Origin of the sequence: Melissospora conviva (assembly GCF_049523535.1) — a bacterium.
Lineage (GTDB): Bacteria > Actinomycetota > Actinomycetes > Mycobacteriales > Micromonosporaceae > Melissospora > Melissospora conviva.
Map to the genome: position 1 here is coordinate 63,196 of NZ_JBLLDT010000007.1, position 25,276 is coordinate 88,471.

Genomic DNA, 25,276 nt, shown 5'->3' on the forward strand with positions numbered 1-25,276 from the left:
GGGAGGGGCCGATGCGATCGTCGTCGCGCCGCACCGTCGCGGTCTTCGCCGCCCTGGCGCTCCTTGCGCTCGGTACGCCGCTGCCGGCCGCAGGCGGCGCGCCGGCCGCGGCCGGGCAGCGCGACGAGATCGTCTTCCGGGACGGCGGCACGGTGCTCGGCGTGCGCTGTTCGGCCGTGCCGGAGGTCTCCACGGTGACGGTGCCGCCGGAGGCGACCCTGCGGCTGGTCAACCGCACCGGCGGGCGGGCCCGGCTGGTCATTGACGACGAGGTCGCCGGGGAGTTGCCGGCGGGGGCGGCCGGCGAGGTGCTGGTGCGCCGCGGGCCGGTGCGGGTGGTGCTGGAGCCGCTCTGTCTCTTCGCCGCCGGGACGCCCCTGTCGGTACAGGTGGTGCCGGAGTTGACGGCGCCGACAGTGCTCGGGGCGGCTTCCGGGCCGGGTCCGGCGGCCGGCACGTCCGGTGGAGCTGGGGGCGGCGTGGCGGCCTCGGCCGAGCCGGTGGGGTGGATCGAGCCGGCCCGGGATCGCGGGCCGCTCGGCCTGCTGGCGCTGGTGGCGACGGTCTGCGTGATCGGAGTCTTCGCCGGAGCAATTCGGGCTATTTTGGCACAACACCCTACAAGACCTGTTGTAACGTAAGATAACAACACGATAAGCTCCGCGGGGCGCCCATCGGTCCAACCTCACCGGTGTGGTCGTTCCTCCCCAGGTCCCACCCAACGAATGCGGACGGGGCGTCCCGCGGCTCACCCCGAACGGGCCCGTTTTCTCGCCGACGGCGAAGGAGGCGGGCCCGATTCGTGCCGGCGGGCCCTCCCGTGCCGGGCACCGTCCGGCCGTGGTCGTTGGGGCACTGCGACGGCCGTACGGCGGTTCGGGGCGGCTGCCGGGGACATGATCGTCAAAGCCCGCTATCCTGGTCAGGTTGTCCGCTTGCGCACCGGGTTCCCCCGGAAGGCGGCCCGGGCAGCGACGCACGACCTCCTGCCACGGAACGTCCGTGGCCGTTAGCCCATAGGAGGTGAGTTGTCTTGCGTCACTACGAAGTAATGGTGATCCTCGACCCCAGTCTCGAGGAGCGCACCGTCGCCCCGTCGCTCGACACGTACCTGAACGTGATCCGGACCGCGGGTGGCTCGGTGGAGAAGCTCGACGTGTGGGGCCGCCGGCGCCTCGCGTACGAGATCGAGAAGAAGGCCGAAGGCATCTACGCCGTCATCGACCTCCAGGCAACGCCGGAGGCCGTGGCCGAGCTGGACCGTCAGCTGCGACTCAACGAGTCCGTGCTGCGCACCAAGGTCATCCGCCCGGAGACGCGTTAATCACGTCTTCCGGTTCCCCCGGATCAGTCTCGTCGTCTCTGTCGTACGGCCCTGAGAGCCTGACGGCAGAGACAGATGAGCGCGCGAGGAGATGGTCATGGCAGGAGACACCACCATCACGGTCATCGGCAACCTGACCGATGACCCCGAGTTGCGGTTCACCCCTTCCGGTGCCGCGGTCGCCAAGTTCCGGGTCGCTTCGACGCCCCGTTACATGGACAAGGCTTCCAACGAATGGAAGGACGGCGAGCCGCTGTTCCTCTCGTGCACCGTCTGGCGGCAGGCCGCCGAGCACGTTGCCGAGTCGTTGCAGCGGGGCGCCCGGGTGGTCGTAGTGGGCCGGCTGCGTCAGCGGTCCTACGAAACCCGCGAGGGTGAGAAGCGCACCGTCATCGAGCTCGAGGTCGACGAGATCGGCCCGTCGCTGCGGTACGCCACGGCGAAGGTGCAGAAGATGTCGCGCTCTGGCGGTGGCGGCTTCGGCTCCGGCGGCGGTGGTGGACAGGGTGGCGGCGGAGGCAACTTCGACGACCCCTGGGCCTCGGCCGCACCGGCGACGTCCTCCTCTTCGCGGTCTGGTTCGGGCGGCGGAAACTTCGACGAAGAGCCCCCGTTCTGATGGCTAGAGATCGCAAACCAGGAGCAAGAGCAATGGCTAAGGCTGCGGCACTGCGCAAGCCCAAGAAGAAGGTGAACCCGCTCGACAAGGACGGGATCACCTACATCGACTACAAGGACACCGCGCTGCTGCGCAAGTTCATCTCCGACCGCGGCAAGATCCGCGCTCGGCGGGTGACCGGGGTCACCTCGCAGCAGCAGCGTCAGATTGCCCGTGCGGTCAAGAACGCCCGTGAGATGGCGCTCCTGCCGTACACGAGCACGGCCCGCTGAGAGGAGGCACCGATATGAAGATCATCCTTACGCAGGAGGTGTCCGGTCTCGGTGCCCCCGGCGACATCGTCGAGGTTCGTGACGGCTACGGCCGGAACTACCTGCTTCCGCAGGGCTTCGCGATCGCCTGGAGCAAGGGCGCGGAGAAGCAGGTTGCCGTGATCCAGCGGGCCCGTTCGGCCCGTGAGATCCGCGACCTGGACCACGCCAACGAGGTCAAGGCGCAGCTGGCGGGCCTCGATGTCCGCCTCGCCGCGCGTGCCGGCGACGGTGGCCGTCTCTTCGGCTCCGTCACCCCGGCCGAGATCGTCACCGCGGTCAAGTCCGCGGGCGGCCCCGTGCTGGACCGGCGTCGTCTCGAGCTGCCGGCTCACATCAAGTCCCTCGGTTCCTACCCGGTCAGCGTCAAGCTGCACCCGGAGGTCACCGCGAAGTTCAACCTGAACGTCGTACAGGGCAAGTAGCAACACGACCGAAGGGCCGCACCCGTCAGGGGTGCGGCCCTTCGGCGTTCGCAGGTGGCGTTCTCCCAGGCGTTGCCGGGTGCCGGTGGCGGATGCTCCGGGGCGTGCTCAGGCCGGCGGGTCACCGGTGACCGCATTCACCAGCAGCATGGCGACCGCGCCGCCGACCACCGCCGCCGCCACGCCGACACTCGCCGGCCGCCAACCGGTCGCCACCCGCTGCAGCAGTAGCGCCACCGGCAGGCTCATCGCCAGGGCGAGGCCGAGTCCCGGGACGGCGGTCAGCACCACGCCGACAGCCTCGCCGCGGGTGGGTCCACAGGCGCCGGTACAGGCTCCGGTGCGGGTCAGTGCCCAGCCGAGCGGCACCAGGAGCAACAGCGCGTAGCAGGTGAGGGTGTAGCCGACCGTGACGTGATGCCCGCGCCCCACCAGCGTGAACGGCGGTCGGCGAGCGGCCCGGGTCGTCGGCGGGCGACGGTGCCGCCCCGCGTGCGCCGGTCTGCGCTCGGTCGGACTCTCCTGCCGGGTGCCCACGTGATCCACGTTCCTCGGGTGCCTTCCGATTCGCCGCCAATCTCCCCAATTCAGTTAAGTGCTGCTATACCCGGCGAGATACGCGTGGCGAGAGGGAAAGTCTGGTGGAAATTTCCCCTCCACAGCTGTGAATTAAGGAAAGCCCAGGTCAGGAGGGGTGGTGGCAGTGTCGGTCGGAACTTATCCACAGCTTGTGCACAACGCTGTGCACAAGCGCCCCGGTGTCTGTCCACAGGTTCTCCGCAGCCCTGTCCACCGCGTCGGTTGAGTGGCCCCGCCAGCTTCCGTAGGGTTACCCGTCGCCCCCTCATCCGCCGGCGACCCCCCGATTCCGGCCGCGGCACAGGGCGCAGGCCGCGTCGCAGCAGGGCGCAGCACAGTTGTCGTACCCGGGCGGTTGTCTGGACACCGAGGCAGTGGAGGGGGACCGCATGTCCGTCAGCGAGGACACCCGGCCCGAAGGTTTCGCCGGGGCGTCCGCGGCACCGGCAGCGGCCCCGCCCCAGCGCGACGGCCAGTTCGACAAGACGCCGCCCCAGGACATCGCCGCGGAACAGTGCGTGCTCGGCGGCATGCTCCTGTCGAAGGACGCCATCGCCGACGTGGTGGAGATCCTCAAGTCCAACGACTTCTACCGGCCGGTCCACGCCACGGTCTTCGACGCGATCCTCGACCTCTACGGCCGGGGTGAGCCCGCCGACGCCATCACCGTCGCCGCCGCGCTCGCCGATTCCGGCGACCTGAACCGCATCGGCGGCGCGCCGTACCTGCACACGCTCATCGCCAGCGTGCCGACGGCGGCCAACGCCTCCTACTACGCGCGGATCGTCGGCGAACGCGCCGTGCTGCGCCGACTGGTCGAGGCCGGCACCCGGATCGTCCAGCTCGGCTACGGCTCGGCGGCCGGTGGCGGCCGGGACGTGGACGACATCGTCGACCTGGCGCAGCAGGCCGTCTACGACGTCACCGAGCGCCGGGTCAACGAGGACTTCGCGGTCCTGGCCGACATGCTTCAGCCGACGCTGGACGAGATCGAGGCCGTCGGTGCTTCGGGCGGGATGATGACCGGCGTCCCCACCGGCTTCACCGACCTGGACCGGCTCCTCAACGGCCTGCACGCCGGCCAGTTGATCATCGTTGCCGGCCGGCCCGGTCTCGGCAAGGCGCTCGCCCTGGACACCCCGCTGCCGACACCGCAGGGCTGGACCACGATGGGTGAGGTCCGCGTCGGCGACCGGCTCCTCGCGGCGGACGGACGGCCGACGACGATCACCGCCGCCTTCGATGTGCTGCACGACCGCGCCTGCTACGAGGTCGAGTTCTCCGACGGCTCGGTGATCGTCGCCGACGCCGAGCACCTGTGGAAGACGACAGCCGCGCAACCGCCGCTGACCGCCGCCCCGCCCGCCGACGGGCAGCCGTCGACGGCCGGGCAGGATTCGCCGACCGGCCAGGTCGTGACCACCGCCCAGATCGCGGCGACGCTGCACACCGCCGACCAGCGGCTGAACCACGCCGTCGAGAACGCCGCTCCGCTGCTGCTGCCGGAGCGGGAGCTGCCGGTGCCGCCGTACGCGCTCGGACGCCGGCTCGGCACGGAGGCGGCAACCGAGGCCGGCGACGTGGCGCCGGCGGCAACCGAGGCAGCGGAGCTACCCGAAGGGCCCGAGGGCCCGCACATCCCGGCCGTCTACCTGCGGGCCGCCCAGGGGCAGCGCCGGGCGCTGCTCGCCGGGCTGCTCGATGCCGGCGGCACGGTCGGGCCGACCGGCGAGATCCGCTTCACCGCCCACGGGCCCCGACTGGCCGAGGATGTCCGGGAACTGATCGTCAGCCTCGGGTACCAGTGCGGCCCCGTCACCGCGGTGCCGGGCGGTCCCGCCGGGCAGCCCGTCTCCGCCCTGGAACTCGTCACGACCGACGAGGTGTTCCAGGTGGAGGAGAAGCGCGCCGCGCACCGCAGCCGAGGCCGGGCCATCCCCCAGACCCGATCGCGGTACGTCGTGGCCGTACGGCCGGTGCCGAGCGTCCCCGTGCGGTGCGTGACCGTGGACAACGACGAGCACCTCTACCTCGCCGGCCGAAGCATGATCCCGACCCACAACAGCACCGCCTCGATGGACTTCGCCCGCAACGCGGCGATCCGGGCGAACCAGGCGGCGGCGATCTTCTCGCTGGAAATGAGCAAGGTCGAGATCGTCATGCGACTGCTCTCGGCCGAGGCGCGGGTGCCGCTGCACGTGCTGCGCTCGGGTCAGCTCTCCGACGACGACTGGACCAAGCTGGCCCGCTGCATGGGGGAGATCAGCGAGGCGCCGCTCTTCGTCGACGACACCCCCAACATGAACCTGATGGAGATCCGGGCCAAGGCCCGGCGGCTCAAGCAGCGGCACGACCTGAAGATGATCGTGGTCGACTACCTGCAGCTGATGAGCTCGCCGAAAAAGACCGAGAGCCGCCAGCAGGAGGTCGCCGAGTTGTCCCGAGGGCTCAAACTGCTCGCCAAGGAGGTCGAGTGCCCGGTGATCGCGGTCAGTCAGCTGAACCGTGGCCCCGAGCAGCGCACCGACAAGCGGCCGCAGCTCTCCGACCTGCGTGAGAGTGGATCGATCGAGCAGGACGCCGACGTCGTCATCCTGCTGCACCGCGACGACTACTACGACAAGGAGTCGCCGCGAGCCGGTGAGGCGGACTTCATCGTCGCCAAGCACCGTAACGGACCGACCGACACCATCACGGTCGCCGCGCAGCTGCACCTGTCCCGCTTCGTCGACATGGCGATCGTCTGACCGCAGCCGGACGACGCCGCGAGCTGGTGCCGGCGGGCCGGGACGCCTGTGGCGGACCGGCCCGCCGGTGACGGGTCAGTCGAAGAGTTCGCCGAGGAAGCCCTTGCGGCGCTTCTGCCGGTAGTGACCCCGGTAGCCGTGGTGCTGCTGGCCGTACGCCGGCGCCGGCGGGTAACCCTGCTGGGCGTACCCCGGCTGGCCGTAGCCGGGCTGGGCGTAACCGGGCTGGGCGGGTGGCGGCGGAGGCGGGGTGTAACCCGGGGCCGCGGCCGGCGGGGCGGGCTGAGCGGAGGGCTGGCCAGCGGGCTGCGCCTGGTTCCAGTTCGCCTCGGCCTCGAAGAGTTTCTCCAGTTCGCCGCGGTCGAGGAAGATACCGCGGCACTCGGTGCACTGGTCGATGGTGACGCCACTGCGCTCGTAATTGCGCATGTCGCCATGACACTTCGGACAGGTGAGCTGCATCTGCCAGACGATACCGCCCCGAGTCACCCCTGAGCCTGAAGCACGTCGACGACTTCGGCGTCCGGCACCTCGTGGAAGTCTTCGTAGTAGCGGCTGACCGCGCCGAAGTCCGCAGGCCGCTGCGCGCAGATCACCTCGTCGGCGACGCCGACCAGAGCCTCGTACGCCGGGACCGAGCCGACCGGCACCGCCACGATCACACGACGGGCGCCGAGTTCCCGGGCCACGCCGACAGCGGCGCGGGCCGTGGCACCGGTGGCCAGGCCGTCGTCGACGACGACGGCCACACAGCCGCGCAGGTCCAACGGGGCACGGCCGGCCCGGTAGAGCCCCTCCCGCCGCTGCAGCTCCGCGGACTCGGCGCGGACCACCTCGTCGATCTGCCCCGGTTCCAGGCCGCTGGCCGGGATCTCGTTGCGGACCTGCACCCCGCCCGGGCCGATCGCGCCGAACGCCACCTCCGGCGCCCAGGGCACCCCGAGCTTGCGTACGACGAGGACGTCCAGCGGGGCGCGCAGCCGGTGCGCGACGGCGGCGGCAACCGGCACACCACCCCGGACCAGGCCGAGAACGACGACGTCAGTGTCGCCGATCAGAGCGGTGAGCCGGTCGGCGAGCTGGGCGCCGGCCGCGGTCCGGTCGCGGTAGGTCGTCATGACTCAGGTGTACGCCAGCGCGGCCGCCGCCGCCGGTGAAACCGCCGATGGCGGCGACAGAACCCGCACCGGCGCCGATTCGCGGCACCCGTCCGTTCCCGGGCCAGACCCTTTCCGAGCCGTCTGTTCCCGAGCCGGCCCTTCCTGCGGGTGCGCGAGTCGTCAGGACCAGAGCGCGGCGGCGAGCGCCAGCCCCGTGCCGGCTGCCACCGAGGCGGCGGCGACGCTGAGTACGGCGTTGCCCAGCGCCGCCCGGGTCTCACCCCGCTCGTGCAGACGTACGGTCTCGTACCCGAAGGTGGAGTAGGTGGTCAGCGCGCCGCAGAACCCGGTGCCCAGGAGAGCGACCAGCGGATCGTCGGCCGCCGCGAACCCATTGTCGCCGGCCCTGTTCGCACCAGAGGCCGCAGCGCCGATCACGAAGCCGAGCAGGAGGGAGCCGGTCACGTTCACCACCAGCGTCCCCCAGGGAAACCCGCCGCGGTGGCGGGCCTGCACGGCCCGGTCGATCAGGTAGCGCAACGGTGCGCCGACCGCGGCCCCGAGCGCGATCAGCAGGGCGGTCACCCCGGCCTCGCCGGTCGGTCCGCCGACGCGCCGGCGGTGAGGCGGCGGGTGACCGTCAGCCCGCACCAGACGGCGGCGAGGGCCGCGACGAGGGTGCCGGCGAGGTACGCCAGCGCCGTACCGGGCCGTCCGACGGCGATCGCCTGCTGGGCCTGCACGGCGTAGGTGGAGAAGGTCGTGTAGCCGCCCAGGACGCCGACGCCGAGAAATGGGCGCAGCAGCCGGTGGGTGGTGCGGACCTCGGTGATCAGCACCATCAGCACGCCGATCAACAGGCACCCGGAGACGTTGGTGACGAAGGTGGCCCAGCCGAAGTCGCCCGGTGCGTTGGGCCAGACGACTGCGAGGGCGTGCCGGGCCAGCGCGCCGAGCATCCCGCCGGCGGCGATGGTGGCGAGCAGTGCCAACGTGCCCGAGGGCAGTTCGGCGCGTTCTGTCCGATCGCGCAGGTCGACGTCGGAGTCGACGGGCGGCTCTTGCGGTTGCAGCGTGCTCTCCCCTGCCGGCCCGGCCGGGCGACTCCCCGGCCGCACCCGCCCCGCGGCCGCCCGGTCCGTCGCCACGCCGCGTCGGGCCGTCAGCGGACCAGCACGACCTGGGGTACGCCGGCCGCTGCCGGCCGATGGCGGCGTAGCACCGGCACCCACATCAGGAAGGCTATCGGGTAGAGCAGGTAGCCGAAGCGGGTGGCGGGCATCAGCAGGGAAGCGGCGAGCAGGCCGTACCCGCAGACCAGCGCGGCGCGGGCGGCGTCGGTGGCGGGCCGGCGCACCAGCCATCCGGCGCCGGCGGCGAGCAGCAGGAGCGCGCCGATGATCCGCCCGCCCGGCAGGTACGTGGCGATCAGGTGACCGGGCAGGGGGGACGCGGCGGGGCTGCGGACCAGGCCGTGGCCGAGCGGAAATCGCAGCACGTTCTCGGCGAGCGCGGCGGCGTCGACGAACTGGGCGGGCAGCAGCACCATGATCGGCAGTCCCAGGCCGCCGGCGGCCAGCCGGGTCAGCGCCCGCCGGCCCTGGGTGGCGGCGTGGATGGCGAGCACCAGCACGACCGGCCAGGCGATGAGTTTCAACGCGGCGGCGAGGCCGACCGCCAGCCCGGCGGCCCCGTGGCGGCGGTGGGCGGTCAGGGCCAGGGCCAGCAGGCAGAGCGCGACGACAGGCAGGTCGTCACCGCCGGTGGCGAGGGCGAGCGCGCCCGCCGGCAGGACCGCGACGGCCTGCACAGCCCGGATCAGCGGGCCCGTCGGCGTACCCGCACGGCGCAGCAGCAGCACGGCCGACGCCAGCAGCACGGCGGTGACGACGGCGAAGGCGACGCGGGCGTCACTCCACCAGACGGTCCCGGCCAGCGCGCGGGGCAGGCCGAAGAGCGCCATCCCCGGCTGGTACGGCATGTACCCGCTGAGCTGATCCGCGACGGGCAGCGCAGCGATCTCGGCCCGGCTCAGGTAGGGCGTGCCGGTCTCCAGCAGCCGCTGCCCGGCGTGTTCGACGACGCGTACCTCCTCCTGTGCGTGGCCGGGCAGGCCCGCGGCCCGGCGGCTGCTCTGCCACAGCAGCGGCAGCCCGGTGGTGGCGGCGACAGCGAAGAGGGTGAGCCCGGCCCGGCCGGGCTGGCCGGTGAGACGTGGTGCCCGGCCGCGCCGCCGGGCGGCAAGCTGGGCGAGGACGACCACGGTGGCGATCAGGTAGCCGGGCGCGGCGGTGAGCCCCCAGATCCGGTGCGGGGGCAGCGCGGAGACGACACCGATGCCGACGGCGAAGAGGGTGCTGCAGCCGTAGAGGGCCGCATCGGCGGCGAGGCCGCCGGTGGAGCGGTCCAGCCGGTCCCGGCACCCGCGTACGGCGCGCGGCACGGCTGCGACCCTCACGCGGGCCAGTTTGGCAGATTATCGTGGCGTTTGCCGTCTTCCGGTGACTGCCTCGGCGGCAGCCGGATGACCGGGGCCCCTTCGTGCAGCGCGGCTGCCAACCGTCCACGGTGGCCGTCCGTGCCGCGCTGCAGCACGGCCAGGAAACGCTCCGCCGGCATCGAACGGCCGAAGAGATGGCCCTGGCCGGCGGCGCACCCGAGCTGCCACAAGGTCTGCCGCTGCCGTTCGCTCTCCACCCCCTCCGCCACCACCGTCAGGCCGAGACTGCGGCCGAGATCCACGGTGGACCGGACGACCGCGAGGGCCTGGACGGAACTCTCCATCACCGCGACGAAGCTGCGGTCGATCTTCAGCTCGTGGACCGGGATGCGGGAGAGCAGCGACAGCGACGAGTAGCCGGTGCCGAAATCGTCCAGGGCCAGCCGGACGCCGAGGGCCCGCAGCCGGGCCAGCACTTCGTCGACGACCTCCAGCCGGCTCAGCGCCAACGTCTCGGTCAGCTCGAGATAGAGCGACCCGGGGGCGACTCCGTGCGCCAGCAGCCGGGCGTGCACCGCGTCCGGGAAGCCGGTGTCGAGCAGGCTGCGCGGCGAGACGTTCACCGCCACCGGCGCGTCGAAGCCGGCCTCGCGCCACTGCCGTACGGCGTCCAGGGCCTGATCCAGCACCGCCGCGGTGAAGGCGGGTAGCAGCGCCGAACGCTCGACGGTGGCGATGAACCGCAGCGGTTCGATGGCGCCGTGCACCGGGTGCCGCCAGCGGGTCAGCGCCTCGGCGGCGATCAGGTCGCCGGTGCCCAGGTCGACGATCGGCTGGAACTCGACGATGAACTCCCGGTTGTCGACCGCGCGGGCCAGGTCGCCGCCGAGCCAGAGCCGGCCGAGGTCGGCGGTGTCCTGCGCCGGCGCGTACGTGCAGATCCGCTGGCCCGCCCGCTTCGCCTGGTACATCGCCACATCCGCCCGGCGCAGCAGCTCGTCGATCCCGCCGGCGCCGGTGCCGGCGGCGATGCCGCCGCTGGCCTCGACGCCGACCCGGATCCCGTCCACCAGGAAGGGCTCCCGCAGCCCGGCCAGCACGACGTCGGCCCGCACCGCGGCCAGCGCGGGCGCCGGCAGCCCGACGAAGAGCACCGCGAACTCGTCACCGCCGAGCCGGGCTACCAGGTCCGCCGGGCCGGCCGCCGCTCGCAGCCGCTCGGCGACCTGCACCAGGACCTGGTCGCCGGCGGTGTGGCCGAGGGTGTCGTTGACCTCCTTGAAGTGGTTCAGGTCGATCAGCAGCAGGGCGATGACGCCGCCGCCGTGCCTGCGGTCCAGCATCCGTTCGCCCCGCTCCAGCAATGCCCGGCGGTTGGGCAGCCCGGTGAGCGCGTCGTGGCCGGCGGCGTGGGCGTGCCCGTCGGCCGCGCGGGCCAGTTCGGCGTACGCCTGGGCGTTGCAGACGGCGGTGCAGAGTGCGGCGGCGAAGGTGCGCAGGGTGTAGCGCTCGCGTTCGGAGAGGGCGACCGGGCGGTGGAAACGCAGCCGCAGGATGCCGACGTCGGTCTCGCCGTCGACGCCACGCAGCCGGGTCTCGATCTGGGCCGGGGCATCCGAGACGAGCCGGGCGCTCGGTCCGTCGTAGCTGATCCGGCCGCCGCTGCCCTGGACGGTGCGCTCTGCGGAGGTGAGCTCGATCTCGACCTGATCGGCGGAGAAGAGTTCGCCGGCCTGGTTGACGGCGGTGGTGAGGACCCGGTCGAGGTCGATGACGTTGAGCGCGTCCGTGGTGCGTGCCAGCCGTTGCCAGGCCTGCTGTTCGGCGCGGCCGCGTACCCGGTGGGAGTAGGCCAGGTGCAGGCTCAGCACCAGCGCGGGCAGCGCCGGCAGCAGGCGGGGGTCGACGAAGAGCACGACGAGCGTGCCGAGGGTGGCCAGATAGCGGAATCCGGTGCCGAGCAGCCGCAGGTCCCAGTCGGTGCGCAGCAGGGTCGGCAGTGGCGTGCGGGAGACGAGGGCGATCACCTGGAGGGTGATGAGTTCGTCGGCCACCACCGCGACCAGGTACCCGACGGTGGCGGCGGCCAGCAGGTGGGCCAGGGTGTCCGGGCCGCTGCCGTAGCCGGCCAGGGCCAGCCCGGCAGCGGTCGCGACGAGGGTGTTCTTGCCGATGCTGAAGGCCGTCTTGAGTCGCGAGAGGCGGGCGATGCCGGCCGCCGCGGCGACGCCGACGGCGGTGCAGAGAATCACCCAGTGGGTCGGTGCGACGAAGAGCCCGAGGACGATCGCTGTCTCGCTCCAGGTCACCGAGTAGTGCGCCGAGCGGAGCCGGAAGCCCGCCTTCATCGTCGTGCAGATGGCGATCATGGAGGTGATCGTCAGGAGGACGATGAGGTCGTTCGCCTGCGCCGGCTGCCGGATCGCGATGACCAACGCCAGCACTGTCGCGGTGCCGGCCGCCGCGACGACGAGACCGACCAGCGTTCGTACCGCCTGGTCGGTCTGGTTGTCATGGTGCTCGAGCGGATTCACGTCACTCCACCGCAACGTGCGACTTCGGCCCTGTCGGACGGTGATGCGGGGCGCGCGAAGAGGCCGTCCCGCGGCACGGCCGTCAGTCCCACTCCAGGCCACGCATGGCACGCCCCTTTCCCGTTGGCTGATTCCGCCGGCGCGGCTTCAGCCGGTGTGGAGGATCGCTTGGTGTGCCGAGATTAGGAGCGGCGTGCGGCAGCGGGGCGGATGATGCGCCGCTTTGTGCAATATATGTGAGATCTATCCATGGATGTCACGGTCTGCGACTCGGACGGTCCGTACGGTGATCCTCGCCCTCGCCGGCGGGGTAGCGCAAGATCGGAGATTCGGACCCGCGGTGACGACCGGTGGTCGTCGGAGCCGCCCGATAGGCTCGACGCCGTGACCGAGCAGCCGACCCACCCATCCGCGCAGCGGCCTGCGCCGGCGCTGCCGACCCACCCGTCCGCGCCGCGGCCCGCTCCGCCGCAGCTGAGTCATCTGGACGGTGCCGGCGCGGCCCACATGGTCGACGTCTCCGGCAAGGCGATCTCCGTCCGCCGGGCGGTGGCCGCCGGCCGGCTGCGCACCACCCGCGAGGTGGTGGAGCTGCTCCGCGGCGACGGACTGCCCAAGGGCGACGCGCTCGCGGTCGGCCGGCTCGCCGGGATCATGGGCGCCAAGCGCACCGCCGACCTCGTTCCACTGTGCCACCCGATCGCGTTGCACGCCGTCAGCGTTGAGCTGGAGCTCGGGACCGAGACCGTCGAGATCACCGCGACGGTCCGCACCGCCGACCGCACCGGCGTCGAGATGGAGGCGCTCACCGCGGTCGCCGTCGCCGGTCTCACCCTGATCGACATGGTCAAGGCCGTCGACCCGGCCGCCTCCGTCGAGGCGGTCCGGGTGCTGCGCAAGGAGGGCGGCAAGACCGGCGAGTGGGTCCGGCCCGAGGAGCGGCCGTGATCCGCGCCCACGTCGTCGTCGCCTCCGACCGCGCCGCAGCCGGCGTCTACCCCGATACCAGCGGTCCGCTGCTCGCCGCCGGGTTGAGCGCCCTCGGCTGCGAGGTGACCGGACCGCTGGTGGTGCCCGACGGCGAGCCGGTGGCCGAGGCGGTCCGGGCAGCGGTCGCGGCGGACGCCGACGTGGTCGTCACCAGCGGCGGCACCGGCATCACCCCGGGCGACCGGACCCCGGAGGTGACCCGCGCCCTCCTCGACTACGAAATTCCCGGCATCGCCGAGGCCATCCGGGCCCACAGCGCGCAGGCGGTGCCGGCCGCAGCGCTCTCCCGTGGGCTCGCCGGAGTCCGCGGACGGACCCTGGTGGTGAACCTGCCGGGCTCCACCGGTGGGGCCCGCGACGGCCTCGCCGTGCTCGGGCCGATCCTCGGCCACGCGGTCGACCAGCTTCGGGGCGGCGACCACGGCCACCCGGCCGGCCAGCCACGCGGCGACGACCAGGGTGCCGGCGGCGACCAGCCGCGCGGCGGCGACCATTGATCAGCAGGAGGCCAGTGCAGTGAGCACCGACACCGCGGTCGCGCCACCGTCCGGGCCGGCCACGCCGCCGGTCGACTGGAACCGGGCGCGTGCCCTCGTACACAGTGCCGGCCGGGCCGCGGCCCCACCGGTGCGGCACCTCGCACCCGCCGACGCCGACGGCTGCACCCTCGCCGCCGGGCTGGCCCCCGTCACCGATCTGCCCGCCTTCCCCACCTCCAGCGTGGACGGCTGGGCCGTGCGCGGGCCGGCACCGTGGCGGGTGGTGGGGCGTGTCCTCGCCGGCGCGCCGGCCCCGGCGCTGACAACCGACGGTACGACCGTCGAGATCGCCACCGGCGCCATGGTCCCGGCCGGAACCGCGGCGATCCTGCGGATCGAGGAGTCGACCCGGACCGCCGACGGACTGGTCACGGGCGTACCCCGGCCGGCGCCGGAGTGGCGGCTGCCCGGCGAGGAGGCGCGCGCCGGCGAGGAGCTGGTGCCGGCCGGCACCCCCGTCGACCCGGGCGTGATCGGGCTGGCCGCCTCCTGTGGCCTGGACACCCTGGCGGTGCGCCGCCCGCCCCGGGCTGCCCTGCTGGTCTTCGGCGACGAGCTGCTCACTGCCGGGCCGCCCGGCGCGGGCCGGGTCCGCGACGCCCTCGGCCCGTCGGCGCCGGGCTGGCTGCGCCGCTACGGTGCCGCGGTGGCCCCGGCCGACGTCGTCGTCCCGGTCGCCGACACCCGAGCCGCGCACGTCGCGGCGCTGCGCGCCGCCCTCGACGAGGCGGAGCTGGTCTGCACCACCGGCGGCACGATGCACGGCCCGGTCGACCACCTGCACCCGGCGCTGGCCGAACTCGGCGCCGAATACGTCGTCAACACCGTGGCGGTCCGGCCCGGCTTCCCGATGCTCCTGGCCCGGCTCACCCGCGCCGACGGAGCCGTCCGCTTCGTGGCGGGACTGCCCGGCAACCCGCAGTCGGCTGTCGTCGCCCTCGTCTCGCTGGTGGCACCGCTGCTGGCCGGAATGCAGGGGCGAGGACTGCCGCACCTGCCGCGGGTGACCCTAGCCGCGGCCGTACCCGGCCGCGGGGCCTACACCCACCTGGCTCTGGTCCGGCTCGACGGCACCGACGGCCGGGCTCATCCGGTGCCCCACGTCGGCTCGTCGATGCTGCGCGGGCTCGCCACCGCCGACGGTTTCGCGGTGATCCCGCCCGGCGACGCCGGCAAGCCGGGCGATGAGGTGTCCCTGGTGCCGTTGCCCCTGCTGCCCGGGGAGCGGCTGCGATGAACGCCCCGGGCACCGGCGGTGTCGCCCTGGTCGCGGTCGGCGTCGAGGCGCTGGACCTGGCCGCCCACGAGGCGGCCGTCGCCGACGTGCGGGCCGGCGCGGTGGTCTCCTTCCAGGGCGTGGTGCGCGACCACGACCACGGTCGGGGCGTGCTGCGGCTGGAGTACGAGGGGCATCCCAGCGCCGAACAGGTGCTCCGGGAGATCGCCGAGGAGTTAGCGGCACTGCCGGAGGTCTACGCCGTCGCCATCTCCCACCGCGTCGGAGAGCTGGAGATCGGGGACGCGGCGCTGGTCGCGGCGGTCAGCACCGCGCACCGGGCGGCGGCCTTCACCGCCTGCGCCCGGCTGGTCGACGAGGCCAAGGCGCGGCTGCCGATCTGGAAGCGGCAGTTCTTCGCCGACGGCACCGAGGAGTGGGTGAACTGCCCCTGATCCGCGCTGCGGCCGGGTGGCTCAGCGGCGGGCGAGGAGGGCGGCGGCAGTCGACCGTTCACCGTAGAACGCGGGCTCCGCGCCGGGCCGCCACGGCAGCGTCGTGACGAGCACGATCAGGGTGAGGACCAGTGAGTTCTCCAGGACCGCCCCGAAGAGCCCGTCCTGATAGTGCGAGACCTCGGGGAGCTGGTGCTCGTACGGCCAGATCGGCGAGATGACGAAGAGCAGGTACAGCCCGCCGGCGCAGAAGAGGTGCCGCAGCCCGATCATGGTCGGCCACCAGCGGCCGATACGGGGGCCGGTCAGAGCTGCCACACCGCTGCCCGGCACCCGTAGCGGCAGGCCGCGGGCATCCCAGCGCCGTACACCGGTGTCGGCGAGCACGATGAGGGCCGGGATGACCCAGACCAGGTGGTGGGTCCAGGAGATCGGGCTGATGATGTTGCCGGTCAGCCCGACGAGGGTGAAGGCGGTCAACTCGTCGCCGTCGGCGCGGGCGGCGCGCGCCCGGTCCAGACCGAGGACGAGCACGAGGACCGCGAAGACGAACCAGAGCAGGGTCGGTGTCTCGATCATGTCGTAGAGCCGGGCGAGCAGCCCGGCCAGCGACTGGTTCGGCGTCATGTCCGCCGCCCCCACCCGCTCGGTCTGCCAGATGACCGTCCCGAAGTACGCGGTGGATTCCGCCGGCATGACGGCGAAGACACCACAGCCGACGGTCAGGGCGGTACCAACTGCCGTCCACGCTGCCCGCCACTGGCGGGTGAGCATCAGATAGAGGATGAACAGCGCCGGAGTGAGCTTGATGGAGGTCGCCAGTCCGATTCCGACGCCGGCCCAGGCACCGCTGAAGAAGAACCGGCGCAGCCCGCCGTCGTCCGGGCGGGCCGGCAGGCCGCGCCGCGACCGCCAGCGCAGGGCCACCAGGTCGGCCAGGACGAGCGCGAAGAGCAGCAGGTTGACCTGGCCGTAGCCGAGCGTCTCGCGGACCGGCTCCAGGGCGACGGCGAGCGGCACGGCCAGCGCCACGACGAACCAGAGCGGCTGCCCCAGCCGGGCGGCGATCGGGTGCAGCAGGGCGATCATGACCGCGGTGAGCGCGGTGAGGCTCGCCAGCAGGTTGACCAGGGCCGCCACCGGCATGGAGAGGGTCGCCATCGGCAGCATCAGCAGTGCGGCGAAGGGCGGATAGGTGAAGCCGAGGGTCGTCTGCGGTGCGACGAATTCGTAGAGCGGATTGCCGTTTGCCCACCACACCATCGCGCCGTGGTAGATCTTCATGTCGAAGAACGTGTACTGCCGGCCGAACGCGCCGACGGCGAGCCAGGCGAGATACGTGGCGAGGGCGACGAGACCGAGGCGGACGAGAGTCCGGCGATCTGCGGCGAGTAGCCGGCGACGGATCCCGCTCAGGCGGGCCCGCCGTCCTGAGACGGTCGCCGGCATGGCGCGTACACCCCCGTACCACGTTCGTGCTGCCCGTCCAGGTCCGGTTCGGAGCCTAGAGCGTCGCACCACCTCGGGGCCTCCAGTGTTATCCGACCGTGTCCGATCCCATGCACGATCGACACTTCATCCCATGTTGCCGCCCTGCGCGGCATTTCGGGGTGGTTCGCAGTACTTGGCGCGGCGCGTCGGACGGTACGGGGGTGGGCGCCGGTCGTGGATCAGCCGGGCAGCATCCGGGCGGTGCTCGCCGAGACCTTGGCGATACGGGCGTCGCGGCGGGCGCTGCGGACGGCACGCGCCATCGACTTGCGGCTGTGCCGGACCCGGTGCCCGGCACGCCAGCGCAGCCCCGGCTTGCCCTCGGTGTCGAGCGCGGCAAGGAGCAGGCCGCCGACGAGTCCGAGGTTCTTCACGAAGTGGATCTGATCCTGGCTCTTCTTCTGCGGGTCGCTCTCCTCCCAGAAGGCGTGCCCCGCCAGGGTCGTCGGCACCAGGCTGCCGGCGAGGGCGGTCGCGGCGAGCCGGGGAAAGTGCCCGGTGGCGAGGAGCAGGCCGCCGACGAGCTGGACGCCCGCGTTGATGCGCACCAGCGACGCGGTGTCGGTGGGGATCCGGGGCGAGGCCCTCTCCAGGGTGGGGGTCAGCGGGTCGGTCACGCGCGCCGCCCGCTCAACGAAGGGTTCGGGGTTGTTGAGGGTGCGCGCGCCGTTGATCACGAAAGCGGCGCTGAGCAGGGTCCGAGCAACGGTACGTACGGGTCTCATGGATCCAGTCATACCCGTTGCCCGATGGATTATCCCGGCAATGTCCCAACTGGCCTGTCGCAGGGCGGAGACATGCGTCAATGGATCCGATGTGCCTGGCGGAGCCCCGCGGCGCGTGAGCCGCGGTAGCGTCACCCGGTGACCACTCTCCGGTTGCGGCCGGAAGGGCCGGCCGACGCGGCGCCGATCCGGCAGGTGCTCGCCGCCGCCTTCGCCCGGCCGGACGCCCGCAGGCCGCCCGAGGTCGGGCTCGTCGAGGATCTGCGCGCCGGCGACGCCTGGCTGCCGGGGCTGTCGATGGTCGGCGAGTCCGGCGGTGAGATCGTCGGTTACGCCCTGCTCAGCCGGGTCCGGGTCCGTCCCACGGCGGTGCCGGCGCTGGCGCTCGGCCCGGTCGCGGTGGCACCGCACCGCCAGCGGATCGGCCACGGTACGGCGGTGGTGCAGGCGGTGCTCGACGCCGCGCGGGAGTTCGACGAGGAGCTGGTGGTGGTGCTCGGCGCGCCGGCCTTCTACCGCCGGTTCGGCTTCGTCCCGGCCCGGCGCTTCGGGCTGACCAGCCCGTGGTCCGGTCTCGGCGACCCGTGGCAGGCCCTGCTGCTGACTCCGGCCGGCCCCGACGGCCCGGCCGTGCGCCCCGGCGAGGTGCTCTTCCCGGCACCGTGGGGCCAGGTCTGACCGTAATGCCGCTCACGCCGGCTGGGTCCGCGGGTATGCCGGCTCACGCCGGCTGGGTTTGCGGGTATGCCGGCTACGCCGGTTGGGTCCGCGGGTATGCCGGCTACGCCGGTTGGGTCCGCGGGTATGCCGGCTACGCCGGCTGAGTCCGCAGGTAGCGGCCGAAGTGCGGCACGGTGAAGGCGACCGTACCGCGCTCGCCGGAGTAGATCAGGCCCTTCTTGATCAGCGCGTCGCGGGCCGGGGAGAGGCTGGCGGGTTTCCGGCCGAGCGCCCGGGCGATCTCCGCGGTCGGCACGGCGACGTCCATGTCGTCACGGGTCTGACCGGTCGACTCCGCCCCGGCCAGGGAGAGCCCGGCCATCGCCCGCATGTACTCGCGCTCAGCCGGGGTCGCCCGCTCGAAACGGGACCCGAAGAAGCCCACCGCCAGCTCCGCCTCCGCCTCCGGTGCGGCGACCCGTACGTCCGCGTCCGTGATCGGCGAACGCGGCGCGTGATCCCAGGTCGCCTTCCCGTACGCCTGCACGAAGTACGGGTACCCGCCGGACTTCTCGTAGAGGACGTCGAGGGCCTTCTGCTCGTACTCGACCTCCTCGCGGCCGGCCGGCGCGCAGAGTGCCTGGTCGGCGGCGACCCGGTCGAGGCGGTCGATGCGCTGGTAGCGGAAGAGTCGTTCGGAGTAGGACTTCGCGGCGCTGAGCACGGCGGGCAGGTGCGGTAGGCCGGCGCCGACGACGATCAGCGGCGCCCCGGACTGGGAGAGTTCGTGGCAGGCGGCGCAGAGCGCGGAGACCTCCTCCGGCCCGAGGTCCTGCATCTCGTCGATGAAGACGGCGAGCCCGGTCCCGACGTCGGCGGCGACGTCGGCGGCGTCGCCGAGGAGTTCGACCAGGTCGATCTCGATGTCGCCGGAGTCGGCGCGGCCGACGCTCGCGGCCACGTCGATGCCGGGCTGCCACCGGTCGCGCAGCCGGGGGCTCTTGCCGCCGATCGGCGCGCGCTGGGCGAAGGCCTTGAGGACGCCGAGGAAGTCGTCGATGCGGTCCGGGGCCCGGTGGTGCGGGGCGAGCTCGCGGACCGCCATGTGCAGGGCGGCGGCCATCGGGCGGCGCAGCGACTGGTCCGGCCGAGCCTCGATCTTGCCGGTGCCCCAGAGCCGGCCGATCGCCGCCGAGCGCAGTGTGTTGAGCAGGACGGTCTTGCCGACGCCGCGCAGTCCGGTCAGGACCAGGCTGCGTTCGGGCCGGCCCCGGGCGACCCGTTCCAGGACGACGTCGAAGACGTCGAGTTCTCTGCCCCGGCCGGCGAGTTCGGGTGGGCGCTGGCCGGCGCCGGGGGCGTAGGGGTTGCGGACCGGATCCACGTATCGCACCGTATCGGGCCATCTAGCGACAGAGCTAGATGTGGGTAGATCCCGGCATCGGCGTGTCCGATCTCGACATGAAACTAGGGGTGTCTAGCGAAATCGCTAGACACCCCTGGTTTGGGCTATCGCCGGATCAGCGCTTCTTCATGCAGAGCACGAAGTCGCGGGCGTCCAGCGGTGAGTCGTAGGTGTAGTACACCTCGGTCGCGGCGTAGTCCTTGCAGGCGTCCTTGTCGGAGGTGCCCACGACCCGGGCGAGGACCTCCATCGTGCCGGGGGCGCAGGCCTCCTTGCGCAGCTTCGGGCTGATCGACGTGCCGTCGTTGACCAGGCAGTCGCCCTTGACCGCGAACATGGCGTCACCGGGGTTGGTCGTCGGCGTCGTGGCACTCGGCGACGGGCTCGGGGACTCCGACACCGTGGGCTCGGCCGACGCGCTCGCCTCCGCGCTCACCGACGGCTGCGGGTCCGCCTCCTCCTCGGCCATGAAGCCGATCGCGGCGAGTCCGGCACAGCCGAGGCAGCTCAGCAGAGCGAGGATCCCGACGACGATGAGGGTGATTTTGAGGCCGTTCCCCTTCTTCGGCGCCTCGGCGCCGTACTGCGGAGCCCACGGCCCGCCGGGCTGGCCGGTGCCCGGCTGCTGCTGCCACGGCTGGCCGGCGGCCGGTTGTCCCCAGGGCTGACCGGCCGCGGGCTGGCCTGCCGCGGGCTGGCCGCTACCCGGCTGCCCCCACGGCTGGCCCGGCGCGGGCTGACCGGCCGGCGGCTGGCCCCAGGGCTGGCCCGGTGCGGGCTGGCCGGCGGGGGGCTGTCCCCAGGGCTGGTTCGGGTCCGGGGCGCCCGGGTTGGGAGCCGACTGGCCCCACTGCTGACCGGGCTGGTTCGGCGGCGCCGCGTGCAGGGGCAGTGTCGGTGGTTCGGGGTCGGCGTTGTACGGGTTGGCCGGAGGCGGCGGGAACCCGGAGCCGGACGACGGCGTGGCCCCCGACTGGCCGTACGGGTCTTCGGGATTGCCGGAGCCGGCCGATCCGTATACAGACATGCGTTTCCTCAGTTCGTCGTTCGGTAGGGCTTGAGGCAGAGGACAAAATCGAGGCTGGTCAGCGGGCTGCGGAAGAAGTACCAGTTGGTGTAGCCCTCGACCTGCTCACACTTGGCCTGGGCGTCCTGCTCGCCCTCGGTCGCGCCGTCGAAACGGCGCAGCACCTGATACGTGCCGGCGCGGCAGGCGCTGATCCAGAGACCCGGTGTGTCGGTCTCCGCCTGATCGATGCGCACGCACTGGCCGGCGGCGGCGAACCGCCCGTCGGTGGAGGCGACATCGACTGGAGCGCCGTCCGGATCGGGCTGCGCCTCCTGGTCCGGCTCGCCGTCGGCCGTCGTGGCCGGCGCCGAGTCGTTCGAGTCGATCAGGACGAGCAGGGTTGCGGCCGCGCCCGCACAGGCCAGCGCGGCGACCATGAGCAGGGTGGCGATCAGCGCGGTGCCCCGCAGGGAGGGCCGACCGCGATGTGCATTGAGATCGGCCATTCGCCCTCCCCGCGCGGTGTGGTTCGCACCGGCGCGCTGCGTCCGGCGTCGACGCAACGGTAGTCGCCCCGGCCAACCCCCCCACCTGCCGGATCTGCGCCCGCCCTTCCCCTTCGGAGAGTGACGATCCGGCTACGGTTTCACCCCCCGATTGAATCCGGTCCTCGAGGCTGTCCTACCGCCGATACGATCCCACCCCATGTCCGCCGTGACCGTCTCGGTGGCGGCTCTCCTCGGCGCCGCCGCCGGCGTACTCGTGCCCCGGACCGCCTACCGCCTCGGCGTCGTTGCCGGTACGCCCGCCCGGGCCGGTTGCGAGCACTGTGGACGGCCCTTCCGCGCCGGCCCCGGTGGTTGGCTGGGGCCGGCGACCTGCCGGGGCTGCCGAGCACGGCTCGGGCCGCCCACCACGTTCACCGTCACCGTCGCCGGGCTCGCCTACGGGCTGCTCGCACTCCGGTTCGGCGCCGACCCGGTGCTGCCCGCCCTGCTCGCCGCCGTGGCGATCGGGCTCCCGCTGGCCTGTGTCGACCTCGCCCGGCTGCGGCTGCCCGACCCGCTGATCGCGGCCCTCGCCCTGGCAACCGCCGCCGGGCTGGCGCTCGCCGCGGCCGGTACGGGAACAGCCGTCCCGCTGTGGCGCGCCGGCGCGGCGGCGATCGTCTGCGCCGGGGCGTACCTGCTGCTGGCGCTGCTGCCCGGCTCCCGGCTCGGATTCGGCGACGTCAAACTGGCCGCCGTGCTCGGCCTGCCGCTCGGCTGGCTCGGCTGGCCCGCGGTGCTGACCGGCCTGCTCCTGCCGCATCTGCTCATCGGTCCGGTGGCGCTGGTCCTCCTGCTGACCCGCCGCGCCGGACGGCGGACCGCACTGCCGCTCGGGCCCGCGATGCTCGCCGGCGCCCTGGCCGCGTTCCTGCTCCACCCCCGCTGACGCCGGGTCAGAGCAGCCGCAGCTGATGGTCGCGGGAGCGGCGCGGTTCGCTCGGCCCGAGCCGTTCCAGCAGGCCCGGATCGATCGAGTCGAGGAACGGCGTCGGACGGCACTCCCGCTCGACGCCCTGGCGTACCCGCCGGCGGACGTGGCTCAGGTAGAGCCGGTCCTGCGCCCGGGTCAACCCGACGAAGAAGAGCCGTCGCTCCTCGGCGATCTCCTCCTCGGTCGCGGTCTGCCCCGGCCAGCGCAGCGGCAGCAGGCCGTCCTCACAGCCGACCAGGAAGACCACCGGGAACTCCAGGCCCTTCGCCGCGTGCAGGGTCAGCAGCGTGACCGCTTCGGCGCGCGGGTCCAGCGCGTCCACCTCGGCGTCGGTGAGCAGGCTCGACAGGAAGAGCGCGAGGTCGTCCTCGCAGCGGCGCGCCAGCGGCATCAGCAGATCGACCGCGGACCGGACCTCCTCCGGCCGTACCGCGCCGGTGGCGTCCAGCGTCGGCACCGAATAGCGCTGCGCGACCGTACGCCCGGCCCGGCGCAGCCGCTCCGCCAACGGCCCGCCAGCCGCGTCGGCGTGCCGCAGCTCCTCGGCGAGCGCCTGCACCCCCGGCCGGTCGCGGATCCGGTCGTGCGAGCGCTTCTGCACCGGAATGCCGGCCCGCACCAGCGCGTCAAGGATCGCCCGGGCCTGCGAGTCGGTGCGGTAGAGCACCGCGACGTCGGAGAAGGACGCCGACGCCGTCCGCCCGTCCATCCGTCCGGCGTCCATCGAACGGTGCGAGAGGCCGCCGACCAGCTCGTCGACAGTACGGACCACGAAGTCCGCCTCGTCGGCGACCGTCGCCGCCGGATAGACCCCGACCAGGGCCGCCTCCGGGTCCAGCCGGGCCGGGTCCAGCCGCCGTCCCCGGACCAGCGACGACGGGGCGATCGCCTGCACCGCCGCGGCGAGGATCGGCGCCGACGAGCGGTAGTTGCGGGTCAGGCGTACCAGACGGGCGTCGACGAAATCCTGCGAGAAGCGCAGGAAGTAGCCGACGTCCGCGCCGCGGAACGAGTAGATCGCCTGATCCGGGTCGCCGATCGCGCAGAGGTTGCCGTCGGCCGGGCTCAGCAGCCGCAGCAGCTGGTACTGCTCGGCGTCGACATCCTGGTACTCGTCCACGAAGATCCACTGCCAGCGGTCCCGGTAGCGCTTCACCAGCGCCGGATGCTCCGCCAACAGCCGTACCGGCAGGGTCACCAGCTCGTCCAGGTCGACCAGGTCGCGCTTGCGCAGCAGGCGCGCGTACGCCACGGCGTCGGCACCGGCCTCGGCGCGCAGTTCGGCCCGCTCCCGCTCGTCGGCGACCCGGAAACCGGCAGCCAGTCCCGCCGCCCGGTGGTTTTCCCGCAGGATCGTCAGCCCCACCGAGTGGAAGGTGCCGACCGTGATGTCCTCGGCGAACGTCCCGAGCAGTCCGTCGAGGCGTTCGCGCAGCTCCTCGGCGGCGCGCCGGGTGAAGGTGATCGCCAGGCAGCGTTCCGGGAAGACGTTCAGCTCCGCACAGAGGTACGCGATCCGGTGCGTCAGGGTCCGGGTCTTGCCGGTGCCCGGCCCGGCCACGATCAGCATCGGGCCGCCGGGAGCCGAGGCAGCCACCCGCTGCATAGCGTCGAGGCGGTCGAGCAGCCCGGTGCCGACCTCCTCCATCCCCGCCAGCATCGGCTCGAACGGCTCATGTGGCGACGGCGGCACCGCGATCGGCGGTGGTGGCGGCGGAGGTGGCGCCTGCTTCGTCGTACGCCGCTGACCGCGCGGGGCGCGCGGCGTCGCCGGTGCCGGCGGTGCCGCCGGGGCGGCCGTCTCCCCGGCGCGCTGACGCGGCACGGGCACGTCGAAGAGCGCCTCGGTCTGCCGGGCGCCGCCGGCCGGTGGCAGCTCCGCCGGTGTGAAGAGCCGGATCACGCCGTACTCGCCGTCGTAGCCGGCGACCCGCTCGACCTGGCCGCGGCGCAGCCGGCCGATCGCCTCGGCGAGCTGCTCCCCGCCGGCCCGGCCGACCTCGTCCAGCGGCGAATCGGTCAGGATCCGCAGCTCCGGGCCGAGCGCGGCGAGCAGGTGGTTCAGTTTCCCCTCGACGGTCTTGGAGCGGGCACCCACTCCGTTGAGCTCACCGAGGATCTCCGCCAGCGGCACCAGGTGGGTGACCGCCGGGGCGTGCGCCGGCCGGTACCCGGCCGGCCGGTCGGCCAGCTCCTCGATGCGGCTGAGCACCCCGACCGTCACCGGCTTGCCGCACTCGGCGCAGGTGCCGCCGGCGGCCCGGGTCTGCTCCGGGGTCCAGTTCACCCCGCACGCCCGGTGCCCGTCGCCGTGGTACTTCCCCTCCTCTGGGAAGAACTCCACCGTGCCGGCCAGGCCGTCGCCGGTGCGCAGCGCCTCGCGTACGGCGAAGTAGTCCAGCGCGGTGGCGAAACGCGTCGCCTCCCGGGCCAGCGCCGGCGGCGAATGGGCGTCGGAGTTGGAGACCAGCCGGTACCGGTCGAGGCCGGCGACCCGCCAGTTCATCTCCGGGTCGGAGGAGAGGCCCGTCTCGACGGCGAAGATGTGGTCGGCGAGGTCGGCGTAGCAGTCGGCGATCGTGTCGAAGCCCGACTTGGAGCCGAGCGCGGAGAACCACGGCGTCCAGATGTGCGCCGGGACGATGTAACCGGCCGGGTCGGCCGTCAGCGTGATCTCCAGCAGGTCCCGGGAGTCGAGCCCGAGGATCGGGCGCCCGTCCGAGCCGAGGTTGCCGATCCGTCCCAGGGCGGCGTTGAACCGGCCGACCGCGTCGAGGTCGGGCAGGTAGACCAGGTGGTGCACCTTGCGGGTGCGGTCACCGCGCTTGTAGATCGTGGAGATCTCGGTGCTGAGCATGAAGCGCACCGGTGCGGCCTCGGCCAGCCGGGCCGGCGCCGCGCGCAGCAGCTCCTGCTCCAGCTCCGCATCGAGGCGGTAGAGCCCCGGTTCGGCGGGGACCAGCGTCTCGCAGAGGTGGTCATACCACGCGGGATGGGTGAAGTCGCCGGTGCCGAGCAGCGCCACGCCCTTGCGGCGGGCCCAGTGCCCGAGCGTCGGCAGGGTCAGATCCCGGCTGCAGGCGCGCGAGTACTTCGAGTGGATGTGCAGGTCCGCCACGAACGGTGCGGCACCGACGGTGGCGCTGCCGGGGGTTGCGGCGCTGAACGAGGGCACGCCGCATCCTGCCACGAGTCGATCCGGCGCGCTCCGCCGCCACGCGCGGG

Annotated in this window: 25 protein-coding genes; 12 read left to right on the top strand and 13 right to left on the bottom strand. The window is 73.0% G+C overall.

The genetic code is table 11. The features are described from left to right. Positions 1–11 precede the first annotated feature (11 nt). The 5 genes from ACK8GG_RS16480 (at position 12) to rplI (ending at position 2,679) form a co-directional block, all read left to right on the top strand. Entirely contained in the window at positions 12–641 is a 630-nt protein-coding gene (locus ACK8GG_RS16480) for a hypothetical protein (RefSeq protein ID WP_440356733.1), read from the top strand. Positions 642–1,033: 392 nt separating this feature from the next. After that, entirely contained in the window at positions 1,034–1,324 is a 291-nt protein-coding gene (gene rpsF / locus ACK8GG_RS16485; RefSeq protein ID WP_440351270.1) for a 30S ribosomal protein S6, read from the top strand. Positions 1,325–1,421: 97 nt separating this feature from the next. After that, positions 1,422–1,943, top strand: coding sequence for a single-stranded DNA-binding protein (locus ACK8GG_RS16490; RefSeq protein WP_440351269.1), 522 nt, complete (start codon positions 1,422–1,424; stop codon positions 1,941–1,943). Between the two features lie 32 nt (positions 1,944–1,975). Next, positions 1,976–2,215, top strand: a complete 240-nt coding sequence (gene rpsR, locus ACK8GG_RS16495; protein ID WP_440351268.1) for a 30S ribosomal protein S18 — start codon at positions 1,976–1,978, stop codon at positions 2,213–2,215. A gap of 14 nt (positions 2,216–2,229) precedes the next feature. Next, on the top strand, positions 2,230–2,679 hold the full coding sequence (gene rplI, locus ACK8GG_RS16500) for a 50S ribosomal protein L9 (RefSeq protein ID WP_440351267.1): 450 nt from the start codon (positions 2,230–2,232) through the stop codon (positions 2,677–2,679). Between the two features lie 108 nt (positions 2,680–2,787). Here rplI and ACK8GG_RS16505 read toward each other — a convergent pair whose 3' ends face one another. Next, the gene (locus ACK8GG_RS16505; RefSeq protein ID WP_440356734.1) at positions 2,788–3,225 is read right to left on the bottom strand and encodes a hypothetical protein; all 438 of its coding nucleotides are present in this window, start codon (positions 3,223–3,225) and stop codon (positions 2,788–2,790) included. Between the two features lie 407 nt (positions 3,226–3,632). Between ACK8GG_RS16505 and dnaB the strand changes: the two genes are divergently transcribed. Next, on the top strand, positions 3,633–6,005 hold the full coding sequence (gene dnaB / locus ACK8GG_RS16510; RefSeq protein WP_440356806.1) for a replicative DNA helicase: 2,373 nt from the start codon (positions 3,633–3,635) through the stop codon (positions 6,003–6,005). 75 nt (positions 6,006–6,080) lie between these two features. Here the strand turns inward: dnaB and ACK8GG_RS16515 are convergent, their stop codons facing one another. The 6 genes from ACK8GG_RS16515 to ACK8GG_RS16540 form a co-directional block, all read right to left on the bottom strand. Then, the gene (locus ACK8GG_RS16515; protein ID WP_440354600.1) at positions 6,081–6,467 is read right to left on the bottom strand and encodes a TFIIB-type zinc ribbon-containing protein; all 387 of its coding nucleotides are present in this window, start codon (positions 6,465–6,467) and stop codon (positions 6,081–6,083) included. A gap of 23 nt (positions 6,468–6,490) precedes the next feature. Then, positions 6,491–7,123, bottom strand: a complete 633-nt coding sequence (locus ACK8GG_RS16520; RefSeq protein WP_440356735.1) for a phosphoribosyltransferase — start codon at positions 7,121–7,123, stop codon at positions 6,491–6,493. Positions 7,124–7,285: 162 nt separating this feature from the next. Beyond that, positions 7,286–7,690 carry a fluoride efflux transporter CrcB gene (gene crcB / locus ACK8GG_RS16525; RefSeq protein ID WP_440356736.1) on the bottom strand — a complete coding sequence of 135 codons (405 nt, stop codon included), beginning with the start codon at positions 7,688–7,690 and terminating at the stop codon, positions 7,286–7,288. Beyond that, positions 7,687–8,178, bottom strand: coding sequence for a fluoride efflux transporter FluC (locus tag ACK8GG_RS16530; protein ID WP_440356807.1), 492 nt, complete (start codon positions 8,176–8,178; stop codon positions 7,687–7,689). The genes crcB and ACK8GG_RS16530 overlap by 4 nt, the downstream gene beginning before the upstream one ends. An 89-nt stretch (positions 8,179–8,267) precedes the next feature. Then, positions 8,268–9,563, bottom strand: coding sequence for a glycosyltransferase 87 family protein (locus ACK8GG_RS16535; RefSeq protein ID WP_440356737.1), 1,296 nt, complete (start codon positions 9,561–9,563; stop codon positions 8,268–8,270). Next, positions 9,560–12,079: a putative bifunctional diguanylate cyclase/phosphodiesterase gene (locus ACK8GG_RS16540; protein WP_440356738.1), complete on the bottom strand. Its 2,520-nt coding sequence runs from the start codon at positions 12,077–12,079 to the stop codon at positions 9,560–9,562. The genes ACK8GG_RS16535 and ACK8GG_RS16540 overlap by 4 nt, the downstream gene beginning before the upstream one ends. A gap of 474 nt (positions 12,080–12,553) precedes the next feature. Between ACK8GG_RS16540 and moaC the strand changes: the two genes are divergently transcribed. Genes moaC through ACK8GG_RS16560 form a run of 4 tightly spaced genes read left to right on the top strand, consistent with a single transcriptional unit; the run spans position 12,554 to position 15,279 of the window. Continuing rightward, positions 12,554–13,027, top strand: a complete 474-nt coding sequence (gene moaC, locus ACK8GG_RS16545) for a cyclic pyranopterin monophosphate synthase MoaC (RefSeq protein WP_440356808.1) — start codon at positions 12,554–12,556, stop codon at positions 13,025–13,027. Beyond that, complete coding sequence (locus ACK8GG_RS16550) at positions 13,024–13,566, top strand: MogA/MoaB family molybdenum cofactor biosynthesis protein (protein WP_440354605.1); 543 nt, start codon at positions 13,024–13,026, stop codon at positions 13,564–13,566. Before moaC ends, ACK8GG_RS16550 begins: the two co-directional genes overlap by 4 nt. A 19-nt stretch (positions 13,567–13,585) precedes the next feature. Beyond that, positions 13,586–14,845: a molybdopterin molybdotransferase MoeA gene (locus ACK8GG_RS16555; RefSeq protein ID WP_440356739.1), complete on the top strand. Its 1,260-nt coding sequence runs from the start codon at positions 13,586–13,588 to the stop codon at positions 14,843–14,845. Continuing rightward, the gene (locus tag ACK8GG_RS16560; RefSeq protein WP_440351258.1) at positions 14,842–15,279 is read left to right on the top strand and encodes a molybdenum cofactor biosynthesis protein MoaE; all 438 of its coding nucleotides are present in this window, start codon (positions 14,842–14,844) and stop codon (positions 15,277–15,279) included. The genes ACK8GG_RS16555 and ACK8GG_RS16560 overlap by 4 nt, the downstream gene beginning before the upstream one ends. Positions 15,280–15,300: 21 nt before the next feature. Here the strand turns inward: ACK8GG_RS16560 and ACK8GG_RS16565 are convergent, their stop codons facing one another. Together ACK8GG_RS16565 and ACK8GG_RS16570 are read right to left on the bottom strand one after the other, a co-directional pair. Further along, positions 15,301–16,728 (bottom strand): glycosyltransferase 87 family protein, encoded by a 1,428-nt coding sequence (locus tag ACK8GG_RS16565; RefSeq protein WP_440351257.1) that lies wholly within the window; start codon positions 16,726–16,728, stop codon positions 15,301–15,303. Positions 16,729–16,949: 221 nt separating this feature from the next. Beyond that, positions 16,950–17,495 (bottom strand): DoxX family protein, encoded by a 546-nt coding sequence (locus tag ACK8GG_RS16570; protein WP_440351256.1) that lies wholly within the window; start codon positions 17,493–17,495, stop codon positions 16,950–16,952. Between the two features lie 138 nt (positions 17,496–17,633). Between ACK8GG_RS16570 and ACK8GG_RS16575 the strand changes: the two genes are divergently transcribed. Continuing rightward, on the top strand, positions 17,634–18,173 hold the full coding sequence (locus ACK8GG_RS16575; protein WP_440354608.1) for a GNAT family N-acetyltransferase: 540 nt from the start codon (positions 17,634–17,636) through the stop codon (positions 18,171–18,173). A 133-nt stretch (positions 18,174–18,306) separates the two neighbouring features. Here ACK8GG_RS16575 and ACK8GG_RS16580 read toward each other — a convergent pair whose 3' ends face one another. From ACK8GG_RS16580 to ACK8GG_RS16590, 3 genes are all read right to left on the bottom strand, one after another. Further along, positions 18,307–19,539: a DUF8462 domain-containing protein gene (locus ACK8GG_RS16580; RefSeq protein WP_440354609.1), complete on the bottom strand. Its 1,233-nt coding sequence runs from the start codon at positions 19,537–19,539 to the stop codon at positions 18,307–18,309. Positions 19,540–19,675: 136 nt separating this feature from the next. Further along, a complete protein-coding gene (locus ACK8GG_RS16585; protein ID WP_440356740.1) occupies positions 19,676–20,587 on the bottom strand; it encodes an LppU/SCO3897 family protein in 912 nt (303 codons plus the stop codon). A gap of 8 nt (positions 20,588–20,595) precedes the next feature. Then, a complete protein-coding gene (locus tag ACK8GG_RS16590) occupies positions 20,596–21,075 on the bottom strand; it encodes an LppU/SCO3897 family protein (RefSeq protein ID WP_440354611.1) in 480 nt (159 codons plus the stop codon). A 199-nt stretch (positions 21,076–21,274) separates the two neighbouring features. Here ACK8GG_RS16590 and ACK8GG_RS16595 point away from each other — a divergent pair, with 199 nt between their 5' ends. Then, positions 21,275–22,006 carry a prepilin peptidase gene (locus ACK8GG_RS16595; RefSeq protein ID WP_440356741.1) on the top strand — a complete coding sequence of 244 codons (732 nt, stop codon included), beginning with the start codon at positions 21,275–21,277 and terminating at the stop codon, positions 22,004–22,006. A gap of 7 nt (positions 22,007–22,013) precedes the next feature. On the opposite strand, the gene ACK8GG_RS16600 is transcribed toward ACK8GG_RS16595, so the two are convergent. Next, positions 22,014–25,226, bottom strand: a complete 3,213-nt coding sequence (locus ACK8GG_RS16600; RefSeq protein WP_440356742.1) for a UvrD-helicase domain-containing protein — start codon at positions 25,224–25,226, stop codon at positions 22,014–22,016. Positions 25,227–25,276: the final 50 nt, after the last annotated feature.